Below are 19,164 nucleotides of genomic sequence, written 5' to 3'. Positions count from 1 at the left end.
TGTCCAAGCGCCAATGACACGCTGATGGAGAGCGCCATGCCCGTGACGCCGGACGATGCCCGGCTGATGGACGTCCAGCAGGGCGGGCGCTGCTTCTTTTGCGACGGGCCGGTGGGGGCGAAGGCAACCTTCGACCACCTGATCCCCCAGGCCTATGGCGGGATCGACGATCCGGCCAACGTCGTGCTGGCGCACCGCCGCTGCAACCAGCGCAAGGACGACCGGCTGCCGACCGCGGAGGAACTCGACCGCTTCATCGCGCTGCGCCGCTCCAGCCGGCTCGGCGTCTGGCCCCCCTTGCGCGCGCTGCGAGACGCCGACGAGGGGGCGGAGGAGGAGGAGCGGTGGATGGCGCTGGCGCAGGCCATCGCCCGGCAAAGCTGAGGTCGACCGCAACCACGACCGAAACCAAAGCCGGCCGATCCGGTTAAGGGGGGACACCTTATATAAGGGAGACCCGACCGATGACCGGCCAGCAGAACAAGCAGCCCCACACCGAACAGACCGTCCGCCACACCGAGGGCGAGCAGAACACCGGCAACCACAAGAAGCCGGACGCCCCCGACGCCAAGGGCGCCGACCGCTTCGGCGGCACCCGCGCCGGTGCCGAAAACGTCGAACCCAAGAAGTAAGCCTTTTCAGGCTGGCATCGCACCGCCGGCCTGTGCGAGATCCGGGGGACGGCATCCAGGGACCCGACTCCCCTCGTGACCGCCCCCACTTCGCACCCGTGACCTGATGGCCCCTTCGATCTTCAAGCGCTACAAGCTCCACTTCACCCGCCCGCTGCCGGGTTTGCGCCCGGGGCGGCCGGAACGCGACGCCATGGTGGAGCGGGTGCGGCGGCTGGCAAGCGAGAACGGCATGGCCGGCGATCTTCACACCATCGCCCCCAACGCCGGCTTCGGCATCCTCGAAATCCGCTGCACCGAACGTCTGGCCCGCCGCCTGTCCGACCTGTCGGAGATCGAGACCGTCCAGGAAGCCTGACCGATCCTTCCGAAAAGCGGCGGACCATCTGGACAAACCCCGCCATCAGGACAAACCCCGAGAGCCCGCCCGGTCGAATCCCGCATCGGACAGCCCGGATTCGTGATAGTTTGAGCGTGAAGCATTGTTCAGGCCGCATCGCGCATCGCCACAAGAAGGCGGCACATGAAGACGGCATAAGAAGGGGGATTCGTGGGACGCTTCCTACGGGGCGCGCTGGTGATGGTCGTGGTGCTGGCCGCGTTGGCGGGCAATGCGGGCCACCGGATCTACCACGATTACCAGGACACGCTGCAGCGCCGCTTCGCCATGGTCCGGGACATGGCCCGGCTGGTCGACGACCATGTCCACCGCACGGTGCGCACGGCCGACGTGGCGCTCGACCAGACCGCGGCGATGGTGGCGGAGGCCGGCGGCCCGCAGAAGGTGCGCGACCTGAAGCATTGGACCCGTCTGCGCGAATATGCCGCCCAGCTCGAGGGCGCCGACGCCATCTGGATCTATGACGCCGACGGCCGGGCCGTCCTGGAATCGGCCAGCTTTCCCAACCGCATCGCCGACTTCGCCGATCCGGCCGGGCTGGCGGCCCTGCGCGGCGGCGCGCGCCTGCATGTCGGTGCGGCGCAGGCCGTCCGCGGTGCCGGCCAGCCGCCGGTCTTCCCGGTCTCGCGCCCCCTGTATGACGATGAAGGGCGTTTCGTCGGGATGGCGTCGGCCACGATCCGGGTGGACTCGCTGACCGATTTCTACGCCCTGCTGGGGGTCGAGTTCGATCCGCTGATCGGCGTCTATGGCCCGACCGGCGAGATCATCGCCCGCCGCCCGGCCACCGGGGAGTCGGTCGGGAAATCGGTGGCCGGCGGGCTGCTGTTCCAGTCGAAGCTGCGCGAGGCGCCGGAAGGGCAGTTCCTGCTGCAATCGATGCTGGACGGGGTGTCGCGCATCGCCGCCTACCGGACGGTGCGCGATTATGGTCTGGTGGTGCTGACCGGCATCGGCCGGGACGAGGCGATGGCCGACTGGCGCACCCGCACCCTGCACACGGTGCTGGAGACCGCCGCCGGGCTGCTGGCGATCCTGGCGATGCTGGGCTGGGGCCTGCGCTATCTCGACCGCGAGCGCAAGGCGCAGGTGGCGCTGGCCGAGGCGCGCAGCGCCGTGGAGCGGACCAGCGCCGAGCGTGACGAAACCGCGCGACTCGCCGCCGAACTGGATCAGGCCCGCGACATGGCGGAGACCGCGCGCCGGGCCGCCGAGGCCGCCAACCGTGACAAGGGCGAGTTCCTGGCGGGTCTGAGTCACGAGCTGCGTACGCCGCTGAACGCGGTGATCGGCTTCTCCGACCTGATCGCCCGCGAGGCGGAAGGGCCGGTCGGCACGCCCTCATACCGGCAATATGCCGCCAATGTCCGCGATTCCGGCCAGCATGTGCTGGAGCTGATCAACGAGATCCTCGACCATGCCCGGGCGGAAGCCGGGGCGCTGACGCTCGAGGAGGGCCCCTGCGACCTGGAGGATGCCGCCGATTTCGCCGTCCGCATGCTGACCCCGCGGGCCGAACACGCCGGCGTGCTGCTGTCGGCGGCGGTGGAGCCGGCGGTGCGCAACCTGCACGGCGACGACCGCCGCATCCGCCAGATCCTGCTGAACCTGATCGCCAACGCGGTGAAATACACGCCGTCGGGCGGGTCGGTGACGCTGTCCGCCGCCCTGGACGACGGCGCGCCGGTGATCCGCGTCATCGACACCGGGCTCGGCATCCCGGCCGAGGACATCGACCGCGTGCTGGAGCCCTTCGCCCGTGCCGGGAACGCCGCCAGCCGCGAGGTGGAGGGCACCGGGCTGGGCCTGCCCCTGACCAAGCGGCTGGTCGAACTGCACGGCGGCACCCTTTCTCTGCGCAGCACGCTGGGCGTCGGCACGACGGTGACGGTGCGCCTGCCGGCGAGCCGCCTGCTGCCGGCGGAGTCGGCCCCAAGGGAGGCTGGGACGCCGCCGGTCGAACCCGCTGCCGCACCGGACTCTATCCTGGATTCTGCCCCGGCACCTCCCGCTCCGGCCACCGTTCCGTCCTGGCCGCCGTTTTCCGGGCCGCTGTCGGTGCTGCTGGTGGACGACGACCCGACGGTGCGCGACATGGTGGCCGGGCTGCTGCGCGGCTGGGGGCATCGGGTGATCGCGGCGGCCAACGCCAACGAGGCGCTGGTGGTGCTGGACGGGCATGAGCCGCTCGACCTGCTGCTGAGCGACGTCGTCATGCCGCCGGGCATGGACGGGACGGAGCTGGCGCGGCACGCCGCCCGCATGCGCCCCGGCCTGCCGGTACTGCTGGCCTCCGGCTTCGCCGCCCATGCCGCCGGCACCCCGTCCGCCTTCGGCCCCGACGTCGCGATGATCGCCAAGCCCTTCGCCATCGACGACCTGCGCCGGCAGCTCGCCCGCATCGCCGCCCGGCAAGGCGGAGGAGCCGCACGCCCGGCGACGGCCGCCGGTCTGCCCTCCCCGTCCCCCGCAGCCCGTCCCGCCGCCAATCCCGCCGCCAATCCCGCCGCCCATGCCACCGAACGCTCCCCCGAACGCTCCCCGGGGCCGCCGCGCTTGCTGATCGCCGAGGATCTTGCGATCAACCGCGAACTGCTGGCAGCCCTGTTCCGCGACAGCGGTTACGCCATCGATCTGGTGGCCGACGGTGCCGCGGCGGTGGAGGCGGTGGAAGCCGGCGACTACGACCTCGTGCTGATGGACGTGCAGATGCCGGGCATGGATGGGCTGGAGGCGAGCCGCGCCATCCGCGCGATGCCGCCGCCGCGCGGCGACCTGCCGATCCTGGCGCTGACCGCGGGTTCGTCCGAGGAGGAACGGCGGGACTGCCGCGAGGCCGGGATGAACGGACACGTCGGCAAGCCCTATGACCGCGAGGTCCTGCTGCGCCAAGTCACCCGCACTCTGGACGCCACGCGGAGCCGCACCGGCACCGCCTGAGACCGGTCGGGCGTCCGCCGCTCAGGGTTGGTCGAACACCCGCGGAAAATGGGCGAGCCGGCGGCCGAACAGGCTCTGCGGCGCGGAGTCGGTCGCCGCCGGCGCCGTCTGCGCCTGTGCCATCGCCGGGGCCATCGCCGCATTGGCCGGCAGCGCCGTCACCGGCAGGGGCGTGGACGACAGCGCGCGCGCCGAGGTCGGGCGCGGGCGGCGTTCGGATTTGTCGGGCGGGGCGTAGAAATGCAGGGTCAGCTGGCCGTCGGCTTCCGCCGCATAGGGCAAGCCGGGGACCGTCCGGCGTTCGGTGCCGGGAAACACATACTGCTCACCTTGATCGGTGCGTTCGATATGCGGCATGACCGGTATCCTGTCTCCACCGCACCGATCCTGCCGTTATGGCCCTTGCGGGTCAAGGCCGCGCTGCATCACGAAGGGCTTATCCTTTCGCCCCATCGTTCTGCGGGCGTTCTCCCCGCGAAAAGGCGCCCTTACGGGCGCAGCACGGCGGCGACCAGCAGGTAGGACAGCCAGGCGACGATGCCGGAGGCGGGAATCGTCAGCACCCAGGCCCAGACGATTCGCCCCGCCAGCCCCCAGCGCACCGCCGAGGTGCGGCGGGCGGAGCCGACGCCGACGATGGCGCCGGTGATGGTGTGGGTGGTCGACACCGGAATGCCCAGCCACGTCGCGCCGAACAGCGTGATGGCGCCCGCCGTCTCGGCGCAGAAGCCCTGATACGGCTTCAGGTCGGTGATGCGCGACCCCATGGTGCGGACGATGCGCCAGCCGCCCATCATCGTGCCCAGCCCCATCGCCACCTGGCAGGCGATGATGACCCAGAAGGGAACGTGGAAGGTATCGCCCAGCATGCCCTGGCTGAACAGCAGCACGGCGATGATGCCCATCGTCTTCTGCGCGTCGTTGCCGCCATGGCCCAGGCTGTAGAGCGCCGCCGAAACCAGCTGGAGATGGCGGAACTGCCGGTCGACCGTGAAGGGAGCGGCCCGGCGCAGAACCCAGGACACCACCAGCATCAGCAGCAGCGCCAGCAGCAGGCCGATGCCCGGCGACAGAACGATGGCGACCGCCGTCTTGGTGAAGCCGCTGGCGACGATGGCGCCGAACCCCGCCTTGGCGATGCCCGCCCCGGCGATGCCGCCGACCAGCGCGTGCGAGGAGGAGGACGGCAGGCCCAGCCACCAGGTGATGAGATTCCAGCCGATGGCGCCGACCAGCGCCGCCAGGATCACCGCCGGGTCCATCACCAGCGGATCGACCAGCCCGGTGCCGATGGTGGTGGCGACATGCAGGCCGAAGAACAGGAAGGCGATGAAGTTGAAGAAGGCCGCCCACAGGACCGCCAGCTTGGGCGACAGCACGCGGGTCGACACCACGGTGGCGATGGAGTTCGCCGCGTCGTGCAGGCCATTGATGAAGTCGAAGGCGAGCGCCACGAAGACGATGACGACGATCGCCGGCAGACCGAGTTGCAGGGCCTCCATCGACGCCGCCTCAGACCTGATCGAGCGTGATGCCCGCGACAAGGTCGCCGACGTCGTCGCAACGGTCGGTCACCGCCTCCAGCATCTCGTACAGCTCGCGCCGGCCGAGGAAGGCGATCATGTCCGGCTTCTCCGCGATCAGCGCCTTCAGCGCGTCGCGCAGCACATCGTCGGCCTCGTCCTCCAGATCGGACAGCCGGCCGCAGAGATGGTCGATCCGCTCGGCGTTGCGGGCGATGGCGCCCAGGAGCGGCATCAGTTCCAGCAGCACGTCGGCCTGCTGGCGGATCAGGGCGACGAAGCGGCGCATCGGCTCGTCGAACACCTCGACGCCGTACAGGCCGGCATGGCGCGGCACCTCGTCCATCAGGTCGATGGCGTCGTCCAGCGCGTTGATCAGCGACAGGATGTCCGACCGGTCGAACGGCGTGATGAAGGCGCGGTGCAGGTCGCGCCCGGCATCCTTGGCGATGCGGTCGGCGTCCTTCTCCACCCGCTTCAGCGCCGCGATCTTCTGCGTTCGGTCGTCCGGCCCTGCGTCCATCACCGCTTCCAGGGCGGCGGCGGCTGCCACGATATGGCGGGCCTGCTCGACGAACTGGTCGACGAAGCGTTCCTCCTTCGGCATCAGCGAACGGAATGCGCGCAGCAGCATGGGACGGTGACTCGCCTGTATCTGGATAGGGGACTGGTGAGATTTCGGGCTGCTCTTACCACGCTTCGCGGTGCGGTGCAGCGGCGGCATGTCATGTAAACGCCATGAAAACGTCATTCGGTAGCAAAATCGCCACAGGTCGCGGCATATCGCCGCTTTTCCCGCCACCGCACCGGCCGGACCTCGCCCCGTAAAGGGGGGCCATGGAAAGCCGCCCGCCGCCTCCCCAAATCACCCGAAGGCCCCCTTCGACCGCAGGTCCTCCCGCATGACGTGCCCGACCAATCCCCTCCGCCGCCTTGGCATGCCGGCCCTCGCCGCCCTGCTGTTGAGCGCCGCGCCGCTGCACGCCCAGACGACGCCTCCGACGCCATCCCCGGAGGAACCGGCCGGCCGCTGCAGCCCCACCGTCTCGGCCGCGCTCGGCGCCTGGGACACCGGCCTGGCGGCGGCGGAGCGGTTCGGCGACAAGGCGGTGGCGGTGGCGCGCGAGAAGGGGCGGGAGTATCTGCTGCCGCTGCTGGGCATCGACCCGAAGACGGCGCAGCCCGACGCCAGGGGCGGCAACACGACGGATGATCTCGGCCGCGCGCTGGAGGAAAGCCGCGACGATCCCCAACGCCGCGCCGCGCTGTGCGCCGCCATCACCCGCGCCGCCGACGAGGCGAAATCCTCTGCCGGCGCCGGGCTGGACGCGCTGAGGCGGGCGCTGGACAACTGGCAGCTTTCGCCGCCCGCCACCCCGACTCCAACCACCCCAACCCCAACGCCGGCCCCGCCGAAGCAGGATGGCCTGATCCGGACCTGACCGGCGGCAATCGCCGCCTCCACCCCATGGGCAAAACCGCGCCCGGCGCAAGAGGGGATTGCCGAAGGATCGGGCCGGAATTTGCCGCGTCAGACCCGCGAAACGGTCACAGGCGGAATAATTCGCCCCGACCTATGTTGATGCCGGTATCGGCCGGTTCGCGGCGGCATCGCCGGAATGGGCGCCGAAATGTTCGATGCGACACCATCGTTGAATTGTCACAGCCGAACGTCATAGGCACCATTGTGGAAACCGGTCCGAAGGTCTAGTCTGTTCGTGCTCCCAACAAAATCCCGAACATGGGAAGGTGCCATCCATGAATCTGCACAGTCTGGCCAGCGACATGGTGCAAACCGTCCTGGCCTGTGAAAAGGCGCTCCCCGGTCGGGCGAACGCCGATGAACATGATCTCGCCCGGCACATCCTGGTCGAACCCGACCATGCCTGGCACGTTTGCGAGACCTACGCCCGCGCCGTCCGCATTCCGGTCGAACAGCTCCCGGTCAGCCAGCTCCGCGGCCTCATCAGCGACATCGTCCTGTCGAAGCTTCCCCGTTACGACTGAGTTTCTCGATCCCTAGGGCCGGCACCGTATCCGGCGATGGCCGGAACGATCCGGGTTTTCCAATCCCGCACTTCAAGTTCCGTGGTGCCACCATGGCGATCGAGCTTCATTCCTTCACCGTAACGCTGGCCGTCGCGGATGCGACCGGTTGCGCCAGCGCCGCCGAACACCGCGCCCGCATCTGGAGGGCCGTGTCCGAACTGTCGGCTGCCGTCCGCAATGCCGGCATGGCGACCGAGGCCCGTTTCCGCGGCCAGGACCGCCAGGGCCATGTCCTGTTCGAGGCGACCGACACCGGCGCCGCCTTCCTGCGCGGCCTTCCCGTCATCGCCAGCGTCGACGACGCGCGCAGGAACGGCGGACGCGTCCAGCTTCGCCACTGAGCGGGGCTACTTGTCTGTTTAGGGGCGATTATCGGCTGTCATCCCCGCGAAGGCGGGGATCCAGAAAACCCCGCGGATAAGCCGCTGAACAGGATGGATTCCCGCCTTCGCGGGAATGACGGCTGAGAGAAGTGGATGATCGGCGGTCTTGCCGGCCGCCGCAAAAGCAAAGGCCCGCCGCTCCGATCCGGGGCGGCGGGCCTTGCCGTGTTCAACACCGATTTCAGCGCGCGCGATGCCGCAGCGGCCGGACGTTGCTTTCGGTCTCGACCTCTTCCTCGGCCGGGCGCACCTTCTTCAGCTGGACGATGAAACGCTCGGCACCATTCTCCATGACGGCGATGCCGGTCAGGCCATGCGCCCAGTCACAGGGAACGACGTGGATTTCCTTGATGGTGGCGGTGCCGGCCGCCAGTTCCGCACGGTCCAGGACCACGTCCCCGACCCGGAATCCCAAATAGGCGTCGATCAGCATTCTGTTGGGCGTCCGTCTTCCGTTTCAGGCCACGCACCGGGGCCGGCACCGACGGCCGGTCTCCCTCACGATGGACCATCTTGCCATAGATTGGACCGTTCGTGGCGCTTTCCCAGCGATGACGACGCAGTAAACCGACAGGGACCCCCGTTTGCCCCACGTCCGCCGGTCCAAAACGGCAGGCGCGGAAGCGGCCGTCCCCGTACGAGGGAGGAGACGGAAACGGCCGCTTCGGCGGTCCCCGATCCTGAGCGGATGCCCAAGGCCGGGAGCAGGAACGCCAACCGTCGCACCAGCGGCGACCGGGACGGCGGCGTCCGGCAGGCGCAGAATAGTTCGAACTGCGAACCATGTGCGCCCCCTACCTTCGTTCAGCTCTGCACAATTTTTGGGCAACGTCGAGCCCGGCCGTTGTTGGCGGGCCGGGCCTTGGGATAGGGTCATCGCGTACTTCCCTCCCACAACAGGTCCGGCGGTCGTGCAGAGTTGGCTGGTGCTGGCCGTTTCGGCGGCCTATCTGGGGGTGCTGTTCGCCATCGCCTGGTGGGGCGACCGCCGCACCGCCGGGGGTGCGCTGCTGTCGTCGTCGCCACGGGCGGCCGGCATCCTCTATGCGCTGACGCTCTGCATCTACAACACCAGCTGGAGCTTCTACGGCTCGGTCGGGCGGGCGTCGGCCAGCGGCTTCGATTTCCTGCCGATCTATCTGGCGCCGATGATCCTGCTGCTGGCGGCGCGGCCGGTGCTGACCAAGACCATCGCCATCACCAAGGCGCAGAACGTCACCTCCATCGCCGACTTCATCGGCGCCCGCTATGGCAAGAGTCAGGCGGTGGCGGCGCTGGTGACGCTGACCGCGCTGGTCGGCGTGCTGCCCTATATCGCCTTGCAGCTGAAGGCGGTGGCCGCCAGCTTCGACGTTCTGACCGCACCCTCGCTGGCCGCTCCGGCCGCCCTGCCGCCGCCGATCTGGGGCGACACCGCCTTCGCGGTGGCGCTGTCGATGGCGGTCTTCACCATCCTGTTCGGCGTCCGCCACATCAACGCCAGCGAGCACCACCGCGGCCTGATGCTGGCTATCGCCTTCGAGAGTCTGGTGAAGCTGACCGTCTTCCTGGCGGTGGCGGCCTTCATCGTCTGGGGCATGTTCGACGGCTATACCGACCTGATCGCCCGGCCGCAGGCCGATCCGCTGCTGTCGCCCGACTTCACCGACCCGACCTGGTGGTCGAACACGGCGATCTCGATCATCGCCTTCCTCTGCCTGCCGCAGATGTACCATGTGATGACGGTGGAGAATGACAGCCCCCGCCATCTGCGCGCCGCCGCCTGGATGTACCCGACCTACCTGCTGGCGCTCAGCGCCCTGATGATCCCCATCGCGGTGGCCGGTCTGGTGACGTTCGGCGCCGGAAACAATGGAACCGGCGGGATCAACCCCGACACCTTCATGATCACGCTGCCCATCGCGGCGGGGGCCGGCGGTTTCAGCCTGTTGTCCTTCATCGGCGGCCTGTCGGCGGCGACCGGCATGGTCATCGTCGCAGCGGTGTCGCTCAGCACCATGCTGTGCAACGACGTGGTGATGCCGCTGCTGCTCAGCCGTCCCCGCTTCGCCGCCCGCGTCGGCCGGCGTGACATGGTCGGCACGCTTTTGCTGGTGCGGCGGCTGTCGGTGCTGGGGATCCTGCTGCTGGCCTATGTCATGCACCGGCTGGTCGACCGCGATTACCCGCTGACCGTCATCGGCCTGCTCTCCTTCGTCGCGGTGGCGCAGTTCGGGCCGGCCTTTTTCGGCGGGCTGTACTGGCCGCGCGCCAACCGGGTGGGGGCGCTGGCCGGGCTGGGCGCCGGTTTCCTGCTGTGGGTCTACACGCTGCTGGTGCCGTCGATGGGCGGCATCATCCCGGTGTCCGCCGATTTCCTGGATTTCGGCCCCTGGGGCATCGGCTGGCTGCGCCCGCAGGCGTTGTTCGGGATCGAGGGGCTGGATCCCATCTCCCACGCCAGCCTGTGGAGCCTGCTGGCCAACCTGATCGCCTTCGTCGCCGGTTCCCTGCTGGCCCGCCCCAGCGCGGTGGAGCGCACCCAGGCCGTCTTCTACACCACCGCCACCGCCGACCGGGACGAGGACGACAGCCCCCAGGCTCTCGCCAAACTCGCCGACCTGCGCGCGCTCGCCATCCGCTTCGTCGGGGCGGAGCGCGGCAACGCCGCCTTCGACGCCTACGCCGCCAGAGGCGGCCTCCTCAACTCCGCCGGCCGCAAGGGCGAGACCGGCCCCGCCGACCTCGACGCCGTCCGCTTCACCGAGACGCTGATCGCCGGCGCCATCGGTGCCGCGTCGGCGCGGGTGGTGATGGCCGCCTCGCTGCAAGGCCGGTCGCTGTCGCGCGGCGACGCCATGGCGATGCTGGACGAGGCGTCGGAGGCGCTGCGCTTCAACCGGAAGCTGCTGCAGGCGACGCTGGAGAACATCGGCCAGGGCATCTGCGTTATCGACGCCGACCACCGCATCGCCGCCTGGAACCACCGCTATCTGGAGCTGCTCGACCTGCCGGCGGACATGGTGCGGGTGGGCGTGCCCTTCGCCGACCTGATCCGCTTCAACGAGCGGCGCGGCGAATACAGCGCCCACGACATGGAGGCGCTGCTGACCAACCGCGACACCGCCAACCAGCAATGGCCCTACCGCTACGAGCGGCGCCGGCCCGACGGCACGGTGCTGGAGATCGTCGCCAACCCGCTGCCGGAGGGCGGCTACGTCTCCACCTACACCGACGTGACCGAGCGCTACCGCGCCGCCGAGGCGTTGCGCGAGGCCAACGAAAGCCTGGAGCACCGCGTGCGGGAGCGCACCGACGCCCTGCAGCAGGCCAAGGCGGAGGCCGAGGCGGCCAACGCCAGCAAGACCCGCTTCCTCGCCGCCGCCAGCCACGACCTGCTGCAGCCGCTGAACGCCGCCCGCCTGTTCGTCTCGGCGCTGGAGGAAAGCATGCGCGGGGCCCTGCCGACGCCCGACCAGCGGGCGGCCGAATGCGGCATGATCGACAACGCCGCCGCCTCCCTGCGTTCGACCGAGATGCTGCTGGGCGGGTTGCTCGACATCTCCTCGCTGGATGCCGGCAATGTCCGGGTGCAGATGCGCAGCTTCGCCATCGACGAACTGCTGCGCGGGCTGGGAGTGGAGTTCTCCGCCCTGGCGCAGGAACGCGGCCTGACGCTGAAGGTGGTCGGCTGCGGCGCGGTGGTGCGGTCGGACCCGCAGCTTCTGCGCCGGGTGTTGCAGAACTTCCTGTCCAACGCCATCCGCTACACGCCGAAGGGCCGCGTCCTGCTCGGCTGCCGCCGCCGCCGCGACCCCGTGAATGGCAATTCTTTGGGGGGCGACCGCCTGCGCATCGAGGTCTGGGACACCGGCCCCGGCATCCCCGAGGCCAAGCGCCGCGAGGTGTTCGAGGAGTTCCGCCGGCTGGGCGGCGAAAACGGCGGCGGCAACCCCGCCGACAAGGGATTGGGCCTCGGCCTCGCCATCGTCGACCGCATCGCCCGGCTGCTCGGCCATCCCGTCAGCCTGCGCTCCACCGTCGGGCGCGGCACCGGCTTCGCGGTGGAGGTGCCGTTGGAGCAGGCCCGCGCCGCGCCGGTCGACCGCCCGGTCTCCACCCCCGCCGCCCTGTCGGCCGGGCTGCTGGTGCTGTGCATCGACAACGAGGAGCCGATCCTGGCCGGCTTGCGCGCCCTGCTCGGCCAATGGGGCTGCCGGGTGGCGACGGCGTCGGACGTCACCGGGGCGCTGGCGGCGCTGGTTCCCTTCGACGGGGCGCTTCCCGATGTGGTCTGCGTCGATTATCACATCGGCACTGGGGGCGGCGGCGAGCAGACGGGGCTTGCGGTTCTGGAACGGTTGCGGGAATTGTGGGACCGTCCGGTCAAGGGGCTGCTGCTGACCGCCGACCGTTCCGAAGCGGTGCGGGCCGAGGCGGAGCGTTGCGGCTGCGGCGTGCTCTACAAACCGGTGAAGCCGGCGTCGCTGCGCCGCTTCCTGAACGGGGCGGCGCTGCAGACGGCGGCCGTGGCCGAACGCTAAGGCCGGAACCGGACAAAAGCCGGGCGGCCGCAAATGGGGGGAGTGCGGAAGCCATGGGCGAGGAAAACCCAGCTGCTGGCGAAGGAACGACCATCGTCATCGGCGACGACCATCCGCTGGTCCAGGCCGCCTTGCGCGATGCGCTGGGCAAGGCGATGCCAGAGGTGCGGGTGATCGAATGCCCGGACCTCGACTCGGTGATGACCGCGGTGGGGCGGCAGCCGGACGACATCGACCTCGTGCTGCTCGACCTCAACATGCCCGGCACCCACGGTTTCGCCGGCCTGTTCCTGATGCTGGCCCACCACCCGACCGTGCCGGTCGCCATCCTGTCGGCCCTGCAGGACTCCGACACCATCCGCCGGGCGCTGGCCTATGGCGCCTCGGGCTACATCCCGAAATCGCTGTCGATGCCGGCGATGGCCGACGCCATCCGCGCCATCCTGTCCGGCGAAACCTGGGCGCCGCCGCTGTCCGCCGCCTCGACGGAAGCCGACGAGGCCGACGCCGCCCGCCGCTTCGCCTCCCTATCGCCGCAGCAGCTGCGCATCCTGACGATGATCGTCGACGGCAAGCTGAACAAGCAGATCGCCGGCGAGCTGAACGTGTCGGAGCAGACGGTGAAGGTCCACGTCTCCAGCATCCTGCGCAAACTGAACGTGGTCAGCCGCACCCAGGCCGCCGTCGTCGCCGGCCGGCTGGCGGTGGGCGGGGACGTGCTGCGGTGAGGTATGGCAAGCGTCTGAAAGTAACTTGCGTACGCCAAGCCGACAGCGCGTTTGTGCAGATTGCCGTAACCACCCTACGCATCCATCTGTTATAGCGTGTCATGTCCTGTTATGGCGTGTCGTGTCATGACGCATTGAGGCGCATTGAGACGCATGGCATGATGTGACGCTCGATGAGCGGGGAGGATGTCGTGGGTAGCAGCAAAAAGGCCGTGTATCGTGCGCAGCGGGAAGACCGTGCGTCGGCGACGCCGAAGGCTGGCCGCACATTCTGGTCCGGTTTCGTCATGGGTCTGGGTGCGATGACCTTGCTCGGACCGACGGAGTTCAATCCACCCCGTTACAGCGGCGACGGCATCCGCGGCAGTTGGCGGGCGGTTGGAGATCATCTTCGCACAGCGATGCGGCGTGAGCGGGATGGGCAAGCATTCTGATGCCATCGCGCCCATGATGCCCGATCAGAAAATCCAAAAGACCGATCCAACGAAAACGCCTTCTGCCCAGCAGGGGGCGTTTCCTGTTCCAGAGCCGTTGGAAAACACAATCGAGCAGGCGCTTGAAGGAATGCTCGGGCCTGAAAAGGCCGAAGAGGCCAGTGCCGCGGTCGTACGCATTCTTGAAAGGCACGAGCGTTTCGAAGGCCCCATGCCTCCGCCTGCACTGCTTCGCCAATATGAAGAAATTGTGCCGGGCGCTGCCGAGCGCATATTGGCCATGGCGGAGCGTCAACTCGACCACCAGATCGATTGGGAGCGAACGGCGATCAGCGCCCAGGCACGCAATGCCTTCTGGGGCTTGAGCTATGGCTTTATAATTGGAATTGCTTTGATCGGCGGCGCCATTTTCTGTGCGGTCGCCGGCCACGAACAGGTTGCGCTTGCCCTGGTGGGAGCAAGTGCGCTCGGCCTTGTGCCGGCATTCGTCAACGCCTGGAAGCAGGTTCACCGGGGCGAGTCCACCTCGCAGCCATCTCAGGATCCAGACGGCAAACGTAGGAAATAAGGGCCGGAAAGCCCTGACACGGACTGTCAGTTCCGTTCACCATACGTACCCAAACACTGGCCCCCACTGCCGCGTATTGCTACTCTCGGCCTTTCCGACCGCCGGACCGAGAAAGCCACGGGTCAGCCACGATGACCACCGCCGTGCAAAGCGTCTGCCGCGACTGCGCCGCCGCCCTGCCGGGCGAGTTGACGCGCTGCCCGAAATGCGGCAGCCGGCGGCTGTTCCGCCATGCGGAGCTGCACAGCCTGTCCATCGGCCACATCGACTGCGACAGCTTCTATGCCACCGTGGAGAAGCGCGACCGGCCGGAGCTGGCCAGCCGGCCGGTGATCGTCGGCGGCGACGACCATCGCGGGGTGGTCGCCGCCTGCTGCTATGTCGCGCGCATGTCGGGCGTCCGCTCCGCCATGACGATCCGCGAGGCGCTGGACCGCTGCCCCGACGCCACCATCATCCGCCCCAACATCGCCAAGTACAAAGAGGTCGGCCACCAGGCCCGCGCGATCATGGAGGCCTTCACCCCCCTGGTCGAACCGATCAGCATCGACGAGGCCTATCTCGACCTCACCGGTGTCGAGGACCGACTCAGCATCAGCCCGGCCCAGGCGCTGGTGGAGATCGTCCGCCGGTTCGAGAGCGAGCTGCGCATCACCGCCTCGATCGGCCTCAGCTACAACAAGCTGCTGGCGAAGATCGCGTCCGACCTCGACAAGCCGCGCGGCTTCTCCGCGCTCGGCCGGGCGGAGGCGGCGGCTTTCCTGGCGCCCAAGCGCGTCACCATCCTGTGGGGCGTCGGCCCGGCGCTGGAACGCAAGCTGTTCGCCGACGGCATCACCCGCGTCGGCGACCTGCAGGACAAGGACGAGCATTGGCTGGTCAAGCGCTACGGCGCCATGGGCCGGGTGCTCTACAGCTACGCCCGCGGCGAGGATTCCCGCCGGGTGCATCCGGAATCGCCGAGCAAGAGCATCTCGTCGGAGGAAACCTTCGACTGGGACGTCACCACCCTGCCCGCCCTGGCGCAGGAGCTTCGCCCGCTGGCCGACAAGGTCGCCCGCCGGCTGGAGCGCGAAGGGCTGCTGGGCCGCAGCGTGGTCCTGAAGCTGAAGACCAAGGATTTCCAGCAGCTGACCCGCTCCCGCCGGGTGGAGCCGACCCGCTCGGCCGAGGCGATCCTCGCCGCCGGCATCGCCCTCTTGGAGCGCGAGGTGGACGGCCGCGCCTTCCGCCTGATCGGCATCGGCTGCACCGACCTGACCCACCCGGAAACCGCGCCCGACCCGGAACTGGATTTGTTCGGGTGAGAGGGAACATGAAAGATCAGCGGCCTTGGCACAGGGCGTGTTTCCCATCGGACGGCACGAACCGGAGCAACGTCGCGAGGCTATAGCCGCCCAGCCGACGAAGCGGTTGTGAAGCGTCTTGCATGCAGTCGCTCGTCCGACCGCGGATCATGCGGCGACGGCGCCCCTGTCCGCAATGGGAGGCTCGACGGCCAAAACGGTAAGGGTCTTCGCCTCGCCCTCACGCGTGTACCATGTGATCGACTGTCCTTCCGCGACGCCAATGAGGGCCGCGCCAATGGGGGTCAGCACAGACACCCGACCAGCCGCGAGGTCGGCATCACCCGGATAAACCAGGGTGACAGTCCGCTCCTGTCCGGTTACCTCGTCCCGGAACGCCACGCGCGCGCCCATCGTGACCACCGTCGTCACGAGTTCGCTGGCATCGATCACCGCAGCGCGCTCCAGTTCGACCGTAAGGTACGCGTATACATCGGGCAACCTCTCGGAAACGGCCTCTACCAGAGCCGAGAGGCGGTCATGGTCGGTGGCGGTCAGCACAATGGGCGGAAACTGGTCTGCGGAACGCATCGAGGTCTTCCTTCGCTTTTCTCGGCATGCGCAACCAACTGCCAGGCGGCGCCCCCCGGTGGACGCCTCATCGGTCATGCAGCGGTTGCACGTGATAAACCCGCGACCGCATGGATGCGGTTCGAGCGGCTCTCTTGGATTTGGAGACGATGTTGGCCCCGGACGGTCCGGGGGCCTTGCCTCAGGCGACCAGATCCGGGGCGAGCGAGCCTGCGTGAACGCGGCCTGCACGCAGGAGGTTACGGATATGGCGGGGCGGCAGTGTCATGGTTCCCCGAACTTGGACAGGTTCGCTCCGGAATTCAAGGATTACACGATCACGACCGTGGCACGCGGCCCCCACTCCCTGAAGCAAGGCCCTTGCTGAGCGAACCTGCCCCTTGGGCAAGAGGAAGACGTTCTCTCAACGGTCAGTCCGCCTGCTCCTCCAGCGCCGGCAGGCTGCCCGGCCGCACGACGCTGCGGATGGCGAAGCTCGACTGGATGCGGACCACGCCGGGCAGGCGCGACAGCGAGTCCTTGTAGATGCGGTCGTAATCGACCGGGTCCTGCGCCACCACCCGCAGCAGATAGTCGGAACTGCCAGACAGCAGATAGCATTCCCGCACCTCCGGACAGCGGCGGACGGCGGCGTCGAAGCGACGGAGGTAATCGTCGGTCTGCCGTTCCAGCGTGATCTGCACGATCACCGTGACCGACCGCTCCTCGTCCGCCGTCTCGATGATGGCGGTATAGCCGCGGATGACGCCGGAGTGCTCCAGCATGTGCAGGCGGCGCAGGCAGGCCGATGGCGACAGCCCGACCTCCGCCGCCAGCTTGGCGTTGCTCATCCGGCCGTCCTTGCGGAGAAGGCGCAGGATCTTGTGGTCCAGGGCGTCCAGGGCGTGCATGCAATTTTATTCGAAGACGTGGCGGATCGTGCGAAAGCACCACCACACTATGGGGGATTCATGCAAGGCTTTGCAGAGATTCTCTCCGTCCGCCGGCCGTATAGTGACTTTACTGAGACAATCAGCCAGACCGATGGTTTCCCCGGATACCAGATCAGGCGGATTGGCTGGAGCAGTCGCTCGGATCGGGGAGTTCTCGCATGGTCACGCGCATCGGCGTTCCCAAGGAAATCAAGAACCACGAGTACCGCGTCGGGCTGACGCCGGCCTCGGTCCGCGAACTGGCGGCGGACGGCCATGCCCTGCTGGTGCAGAGCGGCGCCGGTGCCGAGATCGGCTTTTCCGACGAGACCTACCGCGCGGCGGGGGCCGAGATCGCCGAAACCGCCGAGGAGGTCTTCGCGAAGGCCGAGCTTATCGTGAAGGTCAAGGAGCCGCAGCCGGCGGAATGTCGCAGGCTGCGCCCGGATCAGGTGCTGTTCACCTACCTTCACCTCGCCCCCGATCCCGAACAGGCCCGGCTGCTGATGGAAAGCGGCTGCACCGCCATCGCCTATGAGACGGTCACCGACCGCGCCGGACGCCTGCCGCTGCTGGCGCCGATGTCGGAGATCGCCGGCCGCATGGCGATCCAGGTCGGCGCCGTCGCCTTGCAGAAGAGCAACGGCGGCTCCGGCGTCCTGCTGGGCGGCGTGCCCGGCGTGCTGCCCGGCAAGGTGCTGGTCATCGGCGGCGGCGTGGTCGGCACCAATGCCGCCCGCATGGCGATGGGGCTGGGTGCCGACGTCACTATTGCCGACCGCTCCATGCCGCGGCTGGCCCAGCTCGACGACCTGTTCGGGCCGCGGCTGAAGACGGTCTATGCCTCGGCCGACGCGCTCGACCGGCTGGTCGCCGATGCCGATCTGGTGGTCGGCGCCGTGCTGGTGCCGGGGGCCGCCGCGCCGAAGCTGGTGCGCCGCGACCAGCTGGCCGGCATGCGCCGCGGGTCGGTGCTGGTGGACGTCGCCATCGACCAGGGCGGCTGTTTCGAGACCAGCCACGCCACCACCCATTCCGACCCGACCTATGTGGTCGACGGCGTCGTCCATTACTGCGTCGCCAACATGCCGGGCGCCGTCGCCCGCACCAGCACGGAGGCGCTGAACCACGCCACCCTGCCCTTCGTCCAGGCGCTGGCCGGCAAGGGGTGGAAACGGGCGTTGGCCGAGGATCCGCACCTGCTGGCCGGGCTGAACGTCCAGGCCGGCCGCCTGACCTATCGGGCGGTGGCCGAGGCCCTGGGACAGCCCTTCACCGATCCCCGCGATGCGATCGGCGGATGATGTGAACAGCTGTTGACAAGGATCTGAACGATGTTTCCCATGCGCGCAAGCTCGGGAAATTTTCATCGGAACAGCTCCATGCGTTCAGAATGATTGTTGTTTTTTTCGGCCTGCGGAAAGAGAGTGTTGCGCCTACTGATCAAGTTGCATTACCTGTCTGTGTCAAGAAAACTGACAGCATACGCAACCGGTACCTAAGTGCCGGGGCGGAAGACCAAGAACAGTTTTGAACAGGGTAAGGCGCGGCGCCTTTCGCCGATTGGTCCGGACCGGGCGGTCATTCCGTCCGATCTGAGCCGTGATTCACAAACAGGACGTCCGGCAGCAATGCCGGTGGGGACGCCACGGCCGCAGGCCGTGCCGCGCAAGTGGGAGCTGTTGGCTATGGTCGAACGACGGAACGCCGCTCGGGTGCAGAACCGCACCCCCGCGCTGTCGTCGCATATCCGGATGACGGAAGGCCCGATCCCGGGCCGCCGGACGATTCCGGCCGGTCACGTCCAGACCCGCCAGACGCAGACCCGCGGCGGTCCCCGATAACGAATTCGCCCGAAGCCCCGCCGGATCCCGCATCCGGCGGGGCTTCGGCAAGAACCGGGTGCGGCGGCGGGGTTCCAAGCGTCCCCTGCCTCGGTCCTGGATGTTCTCCCCCGTTCATCCGGATCGGAACTCCGCTGCCGCACACGGCTTAATTCAAGTCTTGAGCACCAAGTCTCGCGTGCCTGCCTAATCGGTGTCCTGGGAGAGTGGGAGAAGCCTGTCTGATGGATTATTTCATACAGCAATTGATCAACGGCTTGTCGCTTGGGGCGATTTACGGCCTGATCGCGATCGGCTACACGATGGTGTACGGCATCATCGGCATGATCAACTTCGCCCATGGCGAGATTTA

General features: G+C 68.3%; 18 protein-coding genes and 1 pseudogene. 13 read left to right on the top strand and 6 right to left on the bottom strand.

Features of this window, described 5'->3' with window-relative positions; genetic code table 11:
• The first annotated feature begins 36 nt into the window (after positions 1-36).
• The 4 genes from FZ029_RS31500 to FZ029_RS31490 all read left to right on the top strand — a co-directional run bounded on the left by FZ029_RS31500 (position 37) and on the right by FZ029_RS31490 (position 3,972).
• A complete protein-coding gene (locus tag FZ029_RS31500) occupies positions 37-384 on the top strand; it encodes an HNH endonuclease (protein WP_149201072.1) in 348 nt (115 codons plus the stop codon).
• 80 nt (positions 385-464) lie between these two features.
• The gene (locus FZ029_RS33265) at positions 465-632 is read left to right on the top strand and encodes a hypothetical protein (RefSeq protein ID WP_167393469.1); all 168 of its coding nucleotides are present in this window, start codon (positions 465-467) and stop codon (positions 630-632) included.
• 106 nt (positions 633-738) lie between these two features.
• Positions 739-990, top strand: coding sequence for a hypothetical protein (locus FZ029_RS31495; protein WP_109076199.1), 252 nt, complete (start codon positions 739-741; stop codon positions 988-990).
• Between the two features lie 192 nt (positions 991-1,182).
• On the top strand, positions 1,183-3,972 hold the full coding sequence (locus tag FZ029_RS31490; protein ID WP_149274006.1) for a response regulator: 2,790 nt from the start codon (positions 1,183-1,185) through the stop codon (positions 3,970-3,972).
• Between the two features lie 21 nt (positions 3,973-3,993).
• Here FZ029_RS31490 and FZ029_RS31485 read toward each other — a convergent pair whose 3' ends face one another.
• From FZ029_RS31485 to FZ029_RS31475, 3 genes are all read right to left on the bottom strand, one after another.
• On the bottom strand, positions 3,994-4,329 hold the full coding sequence (locus tag FZ029_RS31485) for a hypothetical protein (RefSeq protein WP_149201070.1): 336 nt from the start codon (positions 4,327-4,329) through the stop codon (positions 3,994-3,996).
• 131 nt (positions 4,330-4,460) lie between these two features.
• The gene (locus FZ029_RS31480; RefSeq protein ID WP_149201069.1) at positions 4,461-5,474 is read right to left on the bottom strand and encodes an inorganic phosphate transporter; all 1,014 of its coding nucleotides are present in this window, start codon (positions 5,472-5,474) and stop codon (positions 4,461-4,463) included.
• Between the two features lie 10 nt (positions 5,475-5,484).
• Entirely contained in the window at positions 5,485-6,129 is a 645-nt protein-coding gene (locus FZ029_RS31475; protein ID WP_149201068.1) for a DUF47 family protein, read from the bottom strand.
• A gap of 268 nt (positions 6,130-6,397) precedes the next feature.
• On the opposite strand from FZ029_RS31475, the gene FZ029_RS31470 reads away from it, so the two are divergent.
• The 3 genes from FZ029_RS31470 to FZ029_RS31460 all read left to right on the top strand — a co-directional run bounded on the left by FZ029_RS31470 (position 6,398) and on the right by FZ029_RS31460 (position 7,885).
• Positions 6,398-6,937 carry a hypothetical protein gene (locus FZ029_RS31470; protein WP_188052139.1) on the top strand — a complete coding sequence of 180 codons (540 nt, stop codon included), beginning with the start codon at positions 6,398-6,400 and terminating at the stop codon, positions 6,935-6,937.
• A gap of 316 nt (positions 6,938-7,253) precedes the next feature.
• Positions 7,254-7,502, top strand: a complete 249-nt coding sequence (locus tag FZ029_RS31465) for a hypothetical protein (RefSeq protein WP_149201067.1) — start codon at positions 7,254-7,256, stop codon at positions 7,500-7,502.
• A gap of 92 nt (positions 7,503-7,594) precedes the next feature.
• On the top strand, positions 7,595-7,885 hold the full coding sequence (locus FZ029_RS31460) for a hypothetical protein (RefSeq protein ID WP_109076206.1): 291 nt from the start codon (positions 7,595-7,597) through the stop codon (positions 7,883-7,885).
• A gap of 223 nt (positions 7,886-8,108) precedes the next feature.
• Here the strand turns inward: FZ029_RS31460 and FZ029_RS31455 are convergent, their stop codons facing one another.
• Positions 8,109-8,360, bottom strand: a complete 252-nt coding sequence (locus FZ029_RS31455) for a hypothetical protein (protein ID WP_109076207.1) — start codon at positions 8,358-8,360, stop codon at positions 8,109-8,111.
• A 478-nt stretch (positions 8,361-8,838) separates the two neighbouring features.
• Here FZ029_RS31455 and FZ029_RS31450 point away from each other — a divergent pair, with 478 nt between their 5' ends.
• The 4 genes from FZ029_RS31450 to FZ029_RS31430 all read left to right on the top strand — a co-directional run bounded on the left by FZ029_RS31450 (position 8,839) and on the right by FZ029_RS31430 (position 15,487).
• Complete coding sequence (locus FZ029_RS31450) at positions 8,839-12,450, top strand: PAS-domain containing protein (RefSeq protein WP_149274004.1); 3,612 nt, start codon at positions 8,839-8,841, stop codon at positions 12,448-12,450.
• Positions 12,451-12,503: 53 nt separating this feature from the next.
• Positions 12,504-13,178 carry a response regulator transcription factor gene (locus tag FZ029_RS31445; protein ID WP_149274002.1) on the top strand — a complete coding sequence of 225 codons (675 nt, stop codon included), beginning with the start codon at positions 12,504-12,506 and terminating at the stop codon, positions 13,176-13,178.
• Between the two features lie 378 nt (positions 13,179-13,556).
• The gene (locus tag FZ029_RS31435; RefSeq protein ID WP_188052138.1) at positions 13,557-14,180 is read left to right on the top strand and encodes a DUF2335 domain-containing protein; all 624 of its coding nucleotides are present in this window, start codon (positions 13,557-13,559) and stop codon (positions 14,178-14,180) included.
• 131 nt (positions 14,181-14,311) lie between these two features.
• Positions 14,312-15,487 carry a DNA polymerase IV gene (locus FZ029_RS31430; protein ID WP_149273996.1) on the top strand — a complete coding sequence of 392 codons (1,176 nt, stop codon included), beginning with the start codon at positions 14,312-14,314 and terminating at the stop codon, positions 15,485-15,487.
• A gap of 147 nt (positions 15,488-15,634) precedes the next feature.
• On the opposite strand, the gene rnk is transcribed toward FZ029_RS31430, so the two are convergent.
• Positions 15,635-16,057: a nucleoside diphosphate kinase regulator gene (gene rnk, locus FZ029_RS31425; protein ID WP_247892591.1), complete on the bottom strand. Its 423-nt coding sequence runs from the start codon at positions 16,055-16,057 to the stop codon at positions 15,635-15,637.
• A gap of 410 nt (positions 16,058-16,467) precedes the next feature.
• A complete protein-coding gene (locus FZ029_RS31420; protein WP_149273992.1) occupies positions 16,468-16,947 on the bottom strand; it encodes an Lrp/AsnC family transcriptional regulator in 480 nt (159 codons plus the stop codon).
• Positions 16,948-17,147: 200 nt separating this feature from the next.
• Between FZ029_RS31420 and ald the strand changes: the two genes are divergently transcribed.
• Positions 17,148-18,272 carry an alanine dehydrogenase gene (gene ald / locus FZ029_RS31410; protein WP_149273990.1) on the top strand — a complete coding sequence of 375 codons (1,125 nt, stop codon included), beginning with the start codon at positions 17,148-17,150 and terminating at the stop codon, positions 18,270-18,272.
• A 764-nt stretch (positions 18,273-19,036) separates the two neighbouring features.
• Positions 19,037-19,164: pseudogene (locus FZ029_RS31400) on the top strand (branched-chain amino acid ABC transporter permease LivH); the annotation flags it as partial.

The sequence above is a fragment of the Azospirillum sp. Sh1 genome (assembly GCF_008365135.1).
Lineage (GTDB): Bacteria > Pseudomonadota > Alphaproteobacteria > Azospirillales > Azospirillaceae > Azospirillum > Azospirillum oryzae.
Note: the sequence above shows the minus strand (reverse complement) of the source record. Positions and strands in the feature narration are given on the sequence as shown.